Genomic DNA, 12,245 nt, shown 5'->3' on the forward strand with positions numbered 1-12,245 from the left:
GGCGACCCATGAATATCAAGATTTTTAATGTATCTCTCTTGCTCGGATGGGCCATGGTCCTCGCTGGCGGCGTGGTCATCAATCCCGGCTGGGGCATTGCCATTGCCGGCGGCCTCCTGGTCGTTCTGACGATGGCCGGCGCGTACGTCGCTGGTTGGGACCAACCGACCAAACCGAAAACTGACGGTAGCGAGCCGGCCTAATGTTCATCTCACGCATTCGCGCCGACTCTGGCGCGCCAGTCGACAAATCGCCTTGGTCAAATTTCTGGTTTGCGCCGGTCGGTCTTCGCACGGCTTCCGGCGCGCGCGTCACGCCTACATCGGCCATGACGCTCCCGGATGTGCTGGCTTGCGTGCGTGTGCTGGCCGAGTCGTTCGCCATCATGCCGTTCGAACTGTATAAGCCGAAAGTCAGCGGCGGTCGCACGAAAGAGCGGAATCACTGGCTCTACAGGCTTATCGAGAAGGCACCTAACCGCTTTCAGACGCCATTTGAATGGCGAATGATGCTGGCGGGTCATCTGGCGCTTCGCGGAAACGCTTTCAGCCAGATCACGGCCAGGAGCAACGGTGAAATTACCGAATTGCTTCCGCTGCACCCGGATCGCATGTCGATTGAGCCGCTAGACAATGGCGACTACCGGTATCGATATGTCGATCAGAACGGTCAGACCATCTACTACAGCCGACATGAAATCTGGCATCTGCGTGGCCTGAGCGACGACGGCTATATGGGCTTGAGTCTCATCACGCTGGCACGCGAGGCCATCGGCGAGGGGCTGTCGATGCAGTCCTATTCGACGAGGTTTTTCGCCAACGATGCGAAGCCCGGCGGTGGATGGATCGAATATCCAGGCTCGTTCGCCACGACTGAAGCGAAGCAGAAATTTCGCGATTCGTGGCAGGACATGCAAGGCGGTTCCAACCGCGGCAAGGTCGGCGTGCTCGAGCGCGGCATGAAGTTCCACGAGCTCGGCCTTACGAACAAGGATAGCCAGTTCATCGAGGGGCGCGCGGCCAAGACGAGGGAGATTGCTCGCATCTTCCGTATTCCGCCGCACAAGATCGGCGACCTGAGCGAGGCGACGTTCAGCAACATCGAGCAGCAGTCCATCGAATTCTGGACGGACACGATGCTGCCGTGGGCGCGGCTGTGGGAATACTCGCTTTGCTTCAATCTGCTCGGTCCCGATTCGGATCTCGAGCCTGACTTCGATCACAAATCCATGATGCGCGGCGACGGCGCGGCGCGTGCAACACGTATCAACCAGTTGGTCCAGATCGGCGTCATGACCCGCAACGAAGGGCGTGAGGAAGAAGGCTACGATCCGATCGAAGGGCTGGACGAGCCACTTCAACCGCTCAACATGGCTGCAGTCAGCAGCGACGGCAACGCGGCGCCCGCAGTGGCAGGCGGTCGAGCGAAAGGTTTATAGGCCCGGCAAGCCGCCGGCAATCAGGGTATCGCAGGGCGTTGCCGGTATCGCGAAAGCGGCTTGCAGATGCCGTCAAACTCGTGCGAAGGGCACAGACGGGGTAGGGGTATCGAATCTCTAGCGTTTCGCATGCCGGGACACCGAGCGTTCCCGCACGCAGAGAAAAAATCGTTGTTTGAACATCTCTCGGTGAGGAGGAATTCAGCAAATGGCAGGTGCAAAAGGACGCAGCGGAGGCGCGCGCGCCAATACTGGCGGCGCTCGGCAGGGCGCCGGACGGAAATCAAAGGCCGAGCCGGCGAAATCATCAAATGGCGCTCAGAAGACGTCGAAAACGGGCGGCGCCCGCAAGCCGGCAGCAAAGCCGGGACAGGTTGAGGGGGCGCACCGGCCAGCAAAAAAGGAGAGCCTTGAACAGCAGGCACACGGTGGCGCGCTCAAGCGCACGAAAGCGGTTCCCGTGCCGATGGGAGATCGTGACGTGCTGACGATGCTGCAGGATGTCGCGCTCGGCCGCGTTGAGGCTACGGCGGTCCAGATCCGCGCGGCCTGCGGAGCGTTGCCGTTCCTCTACGCCAAGAAGGGCGAATGCGGAAAGAAGGAAGAGCAAGCTGATAAGGCGAAGCGTGCGGCCAGCAAGTTCGGGGCGCTCTCGCCTCCGGCACGGCTCGTCGTCAACAACAAGGACAAATAGGAGCCCGAGGATGGTCGAGTCCGCTGATGAGTGGAATCCATACTGAGGTATTTATTAGTAATACTAATTTATTAAGGAGCAGTAATGTTTGGCGAACTCGCACCACGCCTTAAGGGCGGCTTGAATCAATTGCTAACGTTTTTTTCCGGCACGACAACGACGGTTAAAACGCTCCCCGGTCAGGATTTGCAGATCCAACCGGGCGATGTGGAATTCAACGGCACTACTACGCAGACCGGGCGCGCGCTGACCCTGATAGCTGGCGCAGTAGCGGGCGCAAATCTGGCGAGCGGGGGAGCGGTCATCGTTCAGGGGGGTGCGGGGGGTTCTACTGGTGGCACTCCGGGGACTGCCACTCTGATAGGCGGAACGGGATATTCGGGCGGCGGGAATGCCGTCGTACAGGGCGGCGCTTCGGGCACGACCGGCGGCGATGTCAACATAAAGGGTGGGCTTGGCAACTCGCAAGGAGGGAACGTCAACATCACGGCGACGGCGACCAATGTATCGGGAAATATCGCCATATCCACCAGCAGCACCCAGAACAGCACGGGAAATATCACTCTTACCGTTGGCAACACCACAGGTAGCGGTGGTTCTCCAGGTAGCGTGACAATCACTGCAGGAAGCGGTGCCACCTCCGGCCCCGCCTACAATACGACCGGGGGCGCAGTATCACTCACAACCGGCAATGGCGGCGTCTCGAACGGGAACGGTGGCGCGCTCAGTCTCACGACCGGCACGGGCGCGGGCACGGGTAACGGAGGTGACGTTAAGCTGACTCCAGGCGCGGGCGGCGCATCTGGATCGCGCGGCAATATCGTGCTCAACGGAGGCGGCGGGGCAGCGCTCGCAACGACGGCGACGGGCGGCTTCGTTGAAATCCCGACATGTGCCGGCACTCCGACTGGCACGCCTGCATCCATCCCGACAGGGACCGTCCCTCTCGTGTTCGATACCACGAATTCTAAGCTCTGGATTTATACGGGCGGCGCGTGGAAGGGTTCGGTCTTCAGCTAACGCAATATCAACATTTCATGCCGCCTTCGGGCGGTTTTTCATAAACGAGTCACGATCCGGCCCGCAACGCCGTATAGTGTTTGAAACAACGTGCGCGGGGGTTCCTCCAGGGGATCAAGATGGGCGAACTCTTTTACTACTTGAGCGCCGCGATGGTCGGCGGCGGCTTCGGAACAAGCGGAATCTTCGGTCAGATGTTTCTCTGGAGCGCCCTCCTTCTGATCGCCGCGTCATTCGCGTTCAAGGAAGATGACTGACAGATGCTCCGGAATCAGCGTTACATCCTGATCGCCGCCGGCCAGAGGGGATGAATGTTTCGTTCACCCCTTTGCAATGCTGAGAGATGGCGGCGGCGCGGCGGTACATTTAGTCCCGGTCCGGCTGCAATGCCATGTCCACCTGTTCGATGGGGATGAGCCCGCACCTGTTGAGCTTGAACTGCCCGCATCGGACCATCTTGCTCACGGTGTGACGGCTCAGCCCAAGCATCTCCGCAGCCTGCACCATCGTCACTTGGCATGGCCGCGGATGTCGCTCGGCGTAAAGCTGTACCGCCAGAATCGCTATCCGAAGCTCGTTGTCCATGCTTTATCCTCTATCACCCCACCAGTCTCAACCCATTATCCGCCCGCCAAATCCTCGAGTTGACCGGAAAGAAGCCCCCTCATCGAGGCATGGCCGGCGCGCGCGGCGCCCTAGAGTAGGCCATACAGCGCATTTGCGCTGCAACCGGTCCCAACGGGGGCATCGTGAGCAAACCAAAGAAGCGAATCCACTTGCGCGTCGTCAGGAACGATGCATCGCCGCAGCCCCCATTGGCACCGGAAAACGCTTCGTCCATCGTCGTGGAGGTCGCACACGGCATGCTTGTTTCGTGCGGCGTGGACGCATGCATTGATGATTGCGGCGCGCTGCTTAGGGGCATACTGGTGGCTCAAGCGACGATTCTCCGCAAGATGCGCGACGCATAGAGCGCGATGGGTATTCATCGGCCGCCGAATATCGGCCGAGTCACCTGAAAATGATGCACTTTGACGCGCTATAGTTCGCGGGAGATCCAACCGGACGGCAGAGTGTCGGCATAAATCCAAGTGGTATAGGCTGCGCCATTGACGCCTAGCCCTAGCGAAAAGATGGGGGCGTAGCCGAACGGTTCGAGTGTAAGACCCTATGTCAAGGACATTTTTTTAGGCTACAGTGAGAGCAAGCGAAAACGAGGAGCAGGAAAGCGCCTGTTGACTTCTACCTAAAAGCAATGTAGTTTCGCCGGTTCTGCAAGCGGGAGTTGCGCCGTGGCTGCGCAGCGCAGCGCTAAAGTCTTTTCCGGCTCGCGTCGATAAAGCAGGGGGAAGTTGATGTAGGTGGAACTTCTTCGCCATTTCGCCACTAACTTGATATCAGTCTAGCGTTGCGTCGTGCAAAACAGAGTCAAGCCAAACCCAAGGAGAGACAATATGAAAAGTTACCTCGCTGATCGCCTTCCAAAGCCGGATCGTCTACCGAAACCGTAATACGAAAACAAGTTGGATATGAAAAGCCCGCATTCAGCGGGCTTTTTTCTTCGTTGATCCCTACACGGTAGATGACTGAGAGGCAGGTAAGACGACAGTTTTTGGGGCGCTCAATGACTTCACGAGCGCAACGAATTCCTGCTTCTGGTTATGGCGGAACCAGTCGAAGTCTGGATCTGAATCCGCAATCAACGCGCCATCATTATCGAGATCGATGGAGCGACGAAGCGCCATGATCGCCTTGGCCTCCCACCGAGACGCGTCTGCCGGCTTTCCTCCATTCGCAGCCTCCTTCGCCAGCATGCAGGCATAGCACGCAAGATTGTAGTAAAGCGTTTCATCATCGTCGCAGTCCCTAATTGCATCTTCGAGTACCTCCACCGCTGCTTCGAGCTTCCCCAAGCGACGGTAGACATTGCTCATGGTAGAGATGCCGCGCACTAGCACAGTCGACTCTACGCCATCCGGTGTTTTCGTTGCCATTTTGAGATAACGGAGCGACTCCGACAGGGCTTCCTGATATTCATGCTTGCTCAATGGATCAGCATCCTTCTCGACTATCTTCAGGATGTCCTTATATACATCGGCAATATGACGAAGAACCACACCAGTCGTAACATTTAATTCTGCCCGATTGTTGCGTGGATATTCGACCTCAAGGAACGTCTGCAATCTCGCGCATGCCGCGTCGGCTTTGGTTTGCGCGTCGGTTGCTCTAGCGAGAATCTCGTCGGCCTTGTTGCGCGCAGTGACGAAAGAATCGACGCCTTTGAAGCCGAGAAACGCAATAAGTGCAGCTATAGCCGCAATCAGCGAAAAAAGCTTATCGTAAGTGTCTTTGATCGAATCGTACTTTTCTTTCGAATCCTGAAGTGCGAGTCGTGCGACCTCCCCGATACTGCTGTCACCGACTCCCTTGGCTAGCTCTGCTGACGCAGCGCGAGCCACCGGGTTAATGCCCGCACCTTCGGGCGATTGCTGCGGCGCCGGTTTAGCTGCCGCCGTTCCCATCCCCACGCTCTGAATCACATCAGATATACGTCCCTGGATTGGCCTCGGCAGGGCAATCAGAACAAGGCATCCAACGATCATATAAAGCGGAATATGGTAAACAAATATCCGCGCTATCGATCCCCACACGCTTGGACGGGGGAAGTTTGGGAGGTCCGGCTTTTTCGATCGGGTAGCCGGATGCGGCTTTGCTGATGATGTGCAGGCCGGCGAACCGCCGGTAGCGGATTGGTCTGTCATTTGGCGTTATCTCTCTGTCGTAGACTCTGGTTGGCGTCGCTCCGGCCATCTCAAAGGGGCGGATTCGCGCCATTGTATTCTCCAAGAGGCATATTCATATGAATTTCACAGCGGGGAAAACACTACAGCCGGTTGGACCGATATGTAAAAACTTCTTATGGGAGTTTCGTAGAGCCAAAGGGCGCCCCATTTCCACGCAGCGCATTAGGCTCAATGGCTAGCAAGGCAACATCAAATGCAGGCTGTTAAGGATATGGACGAACAGATCATGAACCGGGTATGAAACCGGGTACAGAATAGCTACAGATCATGGTCCCACCAGAAAGCACGGGCGTTTTCAAGGACAGTTGCGGTTCAACGTCTGACGCCTCGTATCAGTATCAGGTGGCAATCAGCAAAACACTGAATGCCGCGGCATCATCTCCGCGAAAACAGAAAGCCCGCTCGATGCGGGCTTTCTGTTTACTGCTTGCAGGCTACGTTGGGCTTCGCGCACTGGAGCGGCATGGCGATTCCCTCCTTGATGAGCGCCATTTTCTGCGGTGAATCCGCCAGCACCGCATCGATCCCGAGACACGCCGCCGTCCGATAATCGTCCGCATTGTTCACCGCGATCGCGACGATCCGCACGTCGGGCCTCCGCCGGAAGCAGGCGACCGTCGCGGGCGTCCACAGCGTTGCCTGGACGTCGGAGCGGCCTTCGCCGAGCGTGAATTTTTCCACCGCCGTCATCGCCCGATGCATCTCGAACGCTGCCGACGTATGTTCGGCAGGCGCATCCACGCAGCCTTGATTGAGCAGCACCCGCACGAGCCGCCCCCGCGTTGCGTCGCGCGACTCGAACAGCTTTGCCTGTGGATAGACCGCGAAGCTCTGCTGGTAATCCGCTTCAGTCGAATAGATCGTCACGCGCGGCCACGCGTTCTCCTCGTCCAATACGCGCGCCACAGCCTTCGCCTGCGGCGCGGCGGGCAGCGCTTTCATATCGAGGATGATCGGCATGGCGGCCGGGATCGCATGCAACGCGTCGCGCAGCGTCGGAACGCCGACCGGATGATCGCGATAAGGATACGCATCGCCTCGGCGGAAACTCCAACCGGCGTTCACACGCGCCAGCTCCGCCGCAGTGAAGGCGGACACCGGCCCCTTCGCGTCGCTCAACGCCGCCAGATCGGCCGGCCGGTACAGCACGGGCACGCCGTCCTTGCTCAACTGAACGGTGAGCCACATCGCGTCGGCATGATGCGCGACCGACTGGCGAATCGCTTCAAGCGTGTTCTCGGGCGCGTCGCCCGTACCGCCGCGATGCGCGACGATCTGCGGCAGCGAGGTCACCGGCGCTGCCCGATCGTCCGCCGTCAAAGGCGTCAGCGTACAACCCGCCAGCATGAGACCCGCTATCGAACCGCAAACCAAACCACGAACCGCCAATCGCATTGAACCTGGCATCTGAAATCCTGATTAATGAGCAGCATGACGACAAATCCCGTTGGACCGGGCGAAGCACGGCACCCACGCCACCGTCCAATGCCTGGGCGCCGGCAACGGCATCCCGCCCGCGACGTGGGCGCCTTGGCCTCGCTCAAGCCTTCACCGTCAAACGTCCAACTTTCCGTTTCCCAACAGCCGGTGTTAAATTGCGGCATCCGGCGCCTGGCAAAAAGCGGGACGCCGCTTGGCCAACGTCGCCAGACTGTCATCGAACACAACTAGAATCCCGCGATCCGCATCCGCGCCCCGTTCCGATCAGCAACCATGTTGCATGGGACCGGAGTAAGCGCTAAAGCGCTAACTCCGGTCGACAGCCTTGCATGGGACCGGAGTAAGCGCTAAAGCGCTAACTCCGGTCGACACAGGAGATAAATCAATGAGTTGCAAACCGCTGTTCCGTTCGCTGTCCGTAGCTGCCGTCTTGAGTTTCGGCGTTAGCCAGGCGGCCCACGCCGCGACTGAAATCCAGTTCTGGCACGCCATGGAAGCCGCCCTCGGCGAACGTCTGAACGACATCGCCAACGCGTTCAACGCGTCGCAGAGCGATTACAAAATCGTACCGGTGTTCAAAGGCGCCTACGACCAGACGCTCGCCGCCGGCATCGCCGCTTACCGCAGCGGCAACGCGCCCGCCATTTTGCAGGTCTATGAAGTCGGCACTGCGACAATGATGCAGGCGAAGAAAGCCGTGATCCCGGTCTCGGACGTGTTCAAGCAAGCGGGCGTGCCGCTCGACGAAAAGGCCTTCGTGCCGACCATTGCGAGTTATTACAGCGACTCCAAAACCGGCCAGCTGATCTCGATGCCGTTCAACAGCTCCACGCCGGTGCTGTACTACAACAAGGACGCGTTCAAGAAAGCCGGGCTCGATCCGAATCAGCCGCCCAAAACCTGGGCCGAAGTGGAGGCGGACGCGCAGAAACTGAAGGCCTCGGGCATGGCGTGCGGCTATTCCTCCGGCTGGCAAAGCTGGATTCAGCTCGAAAACTACAGCGCGTGGCACGGCGCGCCGTTCTCTTCGGAGAACAACGGTTTCGACGGCGCGGATGCGCAACTCGAATTCAACAAGCCGCTGCAGGTCGCGCATATCCAGTTCCTGCAGAACATGCAGAAAGAAGGCACCTTCACCTACGTCGGCCGCAAGGACGAACCGGTGTCGAAGTTCTATAGCGGCGACTGCGGGATCATCACGAACTCGTCGGGTTCGCTCGCCACCATCAAGAAGTACGCGAAGTTCAACTTCGGCACCGGCATGATGCCGTACGACGCGAACGTGAAGGGTGCGCCGCAGAACGCGATCATCGGTGGCGCGAGCCTGTGGGTGCTGGCGGGTAAGGATCCGGCCGTCTACAAGGGCGTGGCGAAGTTCCTCTCCTATCTGTCGTCGGCGCCGGTTGCCGCGAAGTGGCATCAGGACACCGGTTATCTGCCGGTCACGACCGCCGCCTATCAACTGACCCAGCAGCAAGGCTTCTACGAGAAGAACCCGGGCAGCGACACCGCGATCAAGCAGATGCTCAACAAACCGCCGCTGCCGTACACGAAGGGGCTGCGCCTGGGCAACATGCCGCAGATCCGCACCATCATCGACGAAGAACTCGAACAGGTGTGGGCGCAGAAGAAGACGCCGAAAGAAGCGCTCGATTCGTCCGTGTCGCGTGGCGACGAGCTGCTGCGCCGCTTTGAGAAAGCCGGTAGTTAAGCATCTGGCGTGACGGATATCGGTGCGCTCGCACCGATATCCGCCTTTGCAGCCCTTTGGGAATTCTCGATGGAAAAGCGCTCAAGCTTCGGCACCAGCGTACTGCCCTACCTGCTGGTTGCGCCGCAACTCCTGATCACACTGCTGTTCTTTCTGTGGCCCGCCGGCGAGGCGCTCTGGCAATCCACGCAGACTCAGGACGCGTTCGGCACGTCGAGCGAGTTCGTCGGGCTGGCCAATTTCAGGCAGCTGTTCGCCGATCCGCTTTACCTCTCGTCGTTCAACACGACGCTGATTTTCTGTGCGTTGGTCACGGTGTCCGGCCTCGTGATCTCACTGCTGCTGGCGGTCTGCGCCGATCGCGTGACGCGCGGCGCGAAGGCCTATCAGACGCTGCTGATCTGGCCGTATGCGGTCGCGCCCGCGATCGCCGCCGTGCTGTGGTCGTTCCTGTTCAACCCGAGCATCGGCCTCGTCACCTATAGGCTCGCGAAGTACGGCATCGTGTGGAATCACGCGTTGAACGCGAGCCAGGCGATGTTTCTGGTCGTGCTGGCTTCGGTGTGGAAACAGGTCAGCTATAACTTCCTGTTCTTCTATGCCGGTTTGCAGGCGATTCCGCGCTCGCTGATCGAAGCGGCGGCAATCGACGGCGCCGGTCCGGTGCGGCGCTTTTTCGGCATCGCGCTGCCTTTGCTCTCGCCGACCAGCTTCTTCCTGCTGGTCATCAACATCACCTACGCCTTCTTCGACACCTTCCCGGTGATCGACGCCGCGACCGGCGGCGGCCCCGCGCAATCGACCCGCACGCTGATCTACAAGATCTTCGCCGAAGGTTTTCAGGGGCTCGACATCGGCAGTTCGGGCGCGCAATCGGTCGTGCTGATGGTGATCGTCGTCGCGCTGACGGTCGTGCAATTCCGCTTCATCGAACGCAGGGTTCAATACTCATGATCGAGAACCGCCGCGGTTTCGACCTGTTCTGCCACGCGGTGCTGATTCTCGGCGTCGCGCTGGTGGTGTTTCCCGTGTACGTCGCGTTTTGCGCGGCGACGATGAGCGAGCACGAAGTGTTCAGCGTGCCGCTGTCGCTGGTGCCGAGCACGCATCTGTTCGAGAACATCGCCACCGTCTGGACGCAAGGCAGCGGCAACGCGGCCGCGCCGTTCGGCCGCATGCTGTTCAACAGCCTCGTGATGGCGCTGGTGATCTCGATCGGCAAGATCGCCGTGTCGATGATCTCCGCGTACGCGATCGTGTTCTTCCGCTTTCCGTTTCGCAATCTGGCGTTCTGGCTGATCTTCGTCACGCTGATGCTGCCGGTCGAAGTGCGCATCTTTCCGACCGTGCAAGTCGTGTCATCGATGCATCTGAGCAACACGTACAGCGGTTTGACCTTGCCGCTGATCGCGTCGGCGACCGCGACGTTTCTGTTCCGGCAGTTCTTCATGACGCTGCCCGACGAACTGATGGAAGCCGCGCGCATCGACGGCGCCGGCGCAATGCGTTTCTTCTGGGACGTGGTGCTGCCGCTGTCCAAAACGAACATGGCGGCGCTCTTCGTCATCACCTTCATCTACGGCTGGAATCAGTATCTGTGGCCGATCCTGATTACGAGCCAGCAATCGCTGACGACTGCCGTGGTCGGAATCAAGAGCATGATCGCGTCCGGCGACACCGCGACCGAATGGCATCTGGTGATGACCGCGACCCTGCTCGCCATGTTGCCGCCGCTCGCCGTCGTGTTGACGATGCAGCGCTGGTTCGTGCGCGGGCTGGTGGATTCGGAAAAGTAGACGCCGCCGCAATGCGCGCTCCGGCATGGAATTAAAAACACCGCGCAATCCGCGGATGCAACGAAAGGCTAAAACGGCATGGCTGCACTGACTCTGCAAAGCGTTAAAAAAACCTACGACGGCAAACAGTTCGTGCTGCACGGCATCGATGTGGATGTCGCCGACGGTGAATTCGTCGTGATGGTCGGCCCGTCCGGTTGCGGCAAATCGACGTTGCTGCGGATGGTGGCCGGGCTCGAACGCATCTCCGACGGAACGATCTCGATCGCCGGCAAGGTGGTCAATCAACTGGAACCGAAGGATCGCAACATCGCGATGGTGTTTCAGAACTACGCGCTGTATCCGCATATGAGCGTGGCCGAGAACATGGGTTACGCGCTGAAGATCGCGGGCGTGGACCGTGCGCAGATCGCGAAGCGCGTGCAGGTCGCCGCGCAGATTCTCGAGCTTGAAGCACTCTTGCAACGTAAGCCGCGTGAGTTGTCCGGCGGTCAAAGGCAACGCGTCGCGATGGGCCGCGCGATCGTACGCGAACCGGCGGTGTTTCTGTTCGACGAACCGCTGTCGAATCTCGACGCCCGTTTGCGCGTGCAGATGCGCCTCGAAATCCAGCGCCTGCATGCACGGCTTGCCACCACGAGCCTCTACGTCACGCACGATCAGATCGAAGCGATGACATTGGCGCAGCGCGTGATCGTGATGAACAAAGGCCACGCCGAACAGATCGGCGCGCCGACCGAGGTCTACGAGCGGCCGGCGACGGTATTCGTCGCGAGCTTCATCGGCTCGCCGGGGATGAATCTGCTGGAAGGCCGCCTATCCGACGACGGTTCGACGTTCGAAGTGGCCGGCAATGGTCCGAAGCTGCCCTTGGCAGGCGTCGCCGCGATGGGCCGCGAAGTCGCAAAGGGACGCGAATGGACGCTGGGTATTCGCCCGGAGCACATGACACCGGGACAAGTCGGCGCCACGCAGGCCACGCTCGTCGTCGATTCCTGCGAACTGCTCGGTGCGGACAATCTCGCGCACGGCCGTTGGGGCAAACACGACGTGACGGTGCGCTTGCCGCACGCGCACCGGCCCACGGCGGGGGAAGCGCTGCAAGTGGCGCTGCCCGCGCAGCATCTGCACTTCTTCGATGCGTCGACGGGACGGCGCGCGAGCTGACGCCCCGGCCGCCTCACGCTCGCCCCGAAGTACAATGCCATCTGCACAACCCGCCCGCGTGCGCCGCATCGTCGAACCCGACGCCGTGCTGGCCGGAACCGGGCGCACCGTCCGGCCCTGACACCGATTACCCATCCACCCACGACCGCCGCCCTCACGCGGCTGGCGGCGTCAA

At 60.0% G+C, this 12,245-nt stretch carries 13 protein-coding genes; 10 read left to right on the forward strand and 3 right to left on the reverse strand.

The features are described 5' to 3' along the window. Positions 1-8 precede the first annotated feature (8 nt). The 5 genes from AC07WT_RS18945 (at position 9) to AC07WT_RS18965 (ending at position 3,409) form a co-directional block, all read left to right on the forward strand. Complete coding sequence (locus tag AC07WT_RS18945) at positions 9-203, forward strand: hypothetical protein (protein ID WP_494948095.1); 195 nt, start codon at positions 9-11, stop codon at positions 201-203. After that, on the forward strand, positions 203-1,438 hold the full coding sequence (locus tag AC07WT_RS18950) for a phage portal protein (RefSeq protein WP_494948096.1): 1,236 nt from the start codon (positions 203-205) through the stop codon (positions 1,436-1,438). The genes AC07WT_RS18945 and AC07WT_RS18950 overlap by 1 nt, the downstream gene beginning before the upstream one ends. 208 nt (positions 1,439-1,646) lie before the next feature. Beyond that, on the forward strand, positions 1,647-2,132 hold the full coding sequence (locus AC07WT_RS18955) for a hypothetical protein (protein ID WP_494948097.1): 486 nt from the start codon (positions 1,647-1,649) through the stop codon (positions 2,130-2,132). A gap of 84 nt (positions 2,133-2,216) precedes the next feature. Further along, a complete protein-coding gene (locus AC07WT_RS18960) occupies positions 2,217-3,152 on the forward strand; it encodes a hypothetical protein (RefSeq protein WP_494948098.1) in 936 nt (311 codons plus the stop codon). Between the two features lie 119 nt (positions 3,153-3,271). Further along, positions 3,272-3,409, forward strand: coding sequence for a hypothetical protein (locus AC07WT_RS18965; RefSeq protein WP_494948099.1), 138 nt, complete (start codon positions 3,272-3,274; stop codon positions 3,407-3,409). 109 nt (positions 3,410-3,518) lie between these two features. Here AC07WT_RS18965 and AC07WT_RS18970 read toward each other — a convergent pair whose 3' ends face one another. After that, positions 3,519-3,737, reverse strand: coding sequence for a DNA-binding protein (locus AC07WT_RS18970; RefSeq protein ID WP_494948100.1), 219 nt, complete (start codon positions 3,735-3,737; stop codon positions 3,519-3,521). Positions 3,738-3,901: 164 nt separating this feature from the next. Here AC07WT_RS18970 and AC07WT_RS18975 point away from each other — a divergent pair, with 164 nt between their 5' ends. Continuing rightward, on the forward strand, positions 3,902-4,123 hold the full coding sequence (locus AC07WT_RS18975; RefSeq protein ID WP_494948101.1) for a hypothetical protein: 222 nt from the start codon (positions 3,902-3,904) through the stop codon (positions 4,121-4,123). 600 nt (positions 4,124-4,723) lie between these two features. On the opposite strand, the gene AC07WT_RS18980 is transcribed toward AC07WT_RS18975, so the two are convergent. Both AC07WT_RS18980 and AC07WT_RS18985 read right to left on the reverse strand, forming a co-directional pair. After that, positions 4,724-5,914: a tetratricopeptide repeat protein gene (locus AC07WT_RS18980; RefSeq protein ID WP_494948102.1), complete on the reverse strand. Its 1,191-nt coding sequence runs from the start codon at positions 5,912-5,914 to the stop codon at positions 4,724-4,726. Positions 5,915-6,376: 462 nt separating this feature from the next. Then, positions 6,377-7,303: a glycerophosphodiester phosphodiesterase family protein gene (locus AC07WT_RS18985; RefSeq protein WP_494948103.1), complete on the reverse strand. Its 927-nt coding sequence runs from the start codon at positions 7,301-7,303 to the stop codon at positions 6,377-6,379. Positions 7,304-7,781: 478 nt separating this feature from the next. Between AC07WT_RS18985 and ugpB the strand changes: the two genes are divergently transcribed. From ugpB to AC07WT_RS19005, 4 genes are all read left to right on the forward strand, one after another. After that, positions 7,782-9,107 carry a sn-glycerol-3-phosphate ABC transporter substrate-binding protein UgpB gene (ugpB, locus tag AC07WT_RS18990; protein WP_494948104.1) on the forward strand — a complete coding sequence of 442 codons (1,326 nt, stop codon included), beginning with the start codon at positions 7,782-7,784 and terminating at the stop codon, positions 9,105-9,107. A gap of 69 nt (positions 9,108-9,176) precedes the next feature. Beyond that, on the forward strand, positions 9,177-10,061 hold the full coding sequence (ugpA, locus tag AC07WT_RS18995) for a sn-glycerol-3-phosphate ABC transporter permease UgpA (protein WP_494948105.1): 885 nt from the start codon (positions 9,177-9,179) through the stop codon (positions 10,059-10,061). Further along, positions 10,058-10,903 (forward strand): sn-glycerol-3-phosphate ABC transporter permease UgpE, encoded by an 846-nt coding sequence (gene ugpE / locus AC07WT_RS19000; RefSeq protein WP_494948106.1) that lies wholly within the window; start codon positions 10,058-10,060, stop codon positions 10,901-10,903. Before ugpA ends, ugpE begins: the two co-directional genes overlap by 4 nt. Before the next feature lie 78 nt (positions 10,904-10,981). After that, positions 10,982-12,070, forward strand: coding sequence for a sn-glycerol-3-phosphate import ATP-binding protein UgpC (locus tag AC07WT_RS19005; protein ID WP_494948107.1), 1,089 nt, complete (start codon positions 10,982-10,984; stop codon positions 12,068-12,070). Positions 12,071-12,245: the final 175 nt, after the last annotated feature.

It is taken from the genome of Paraburkholderia sp. GW821-FHT02A12 (assembly GCF_059422005.1).

Coding starts and splice junctions, on each gene's coding strand:
- AC07WT_RS18945 (WP_494948095.1), top strand. CDS start 9: ATGAATATCAAGATTTTTAATGTATCTCTCTTGCTCGGATGGGCCATG.
- AC07WT_RS18950 (WP_494948096.1), top strand. CDS start 203: ATGTTCATCTCACGCATTCGCGCCGACTCTGGCGCGCCAGTCGACAAA.
- AC07WT_RS18955 (WP_494948097.1), top strand. CDS start 1,647: ATGGCAGGTGCAAAAGGACGCAGCGGAGGCGCGCGCGCCAATACTGGC.
- AC07WT_RS18960 (WP_494948098.1), top strand. CDS start 2,217: ATGTTTGGCGAACTCGCACCACGCCTTAAGGGCGGCTTGAATCAATTG.
- AC07WT_RS18965 (WP_494948099.1), top strand. CDS start 3,272: ATGGGCGAACTCTTTTACTACTTGAGCGCCGCGATGGTCGGCGGCGGC.
- AC07WT_RS18970 (WP_494948100.1), bottom strand. CDS start 3,737: ATGGACAACGAGCTTCGGATAGCGATTCTGGCGGTACAGCTTTACGCC.
- AC07WT_RS18980 (WP_494948102.1), bottom strand. CDS start 5,914: ATGACAGACCAATCCGCTACCGGCGGTTCGCCGGCCTGCACATCATCA.
- AC07WT_RS18985 (WP_494948103.1), bottom strand. CDS start 7,303: ATGCTGGCGGGTTGTACGCTGACGCCTTTGACGGCGGACGATCGGGCA.
- ugpB (WP_494948104.1), top strand. CDS start 7,782: ATGAGTTGCAAACCGCTGTTCCGTTCGCTGTCCGTAGCTGCCGTCTTG.
- ugpA (WP_494948105.1), top strand. CDS start 9,177: ATGGAAAAGCGCTCAAGCTTCGGCACCAGCGTACTGCCCTACCTGCTG.
- ugpE (WP_494948106.1), top strand. CDS start 10,058: ATGATCGAGAACCGCCGCGGTTTCGACCTGTTCTGCCACGCGGTGCTG.
- AC07WT_RS19005 (WP_494948107.1), top strand. CDS start 10,982: ATGGCTGCACTGACTCTGCAAAGCGTTAAAAAAACCTACGACGGCAAA.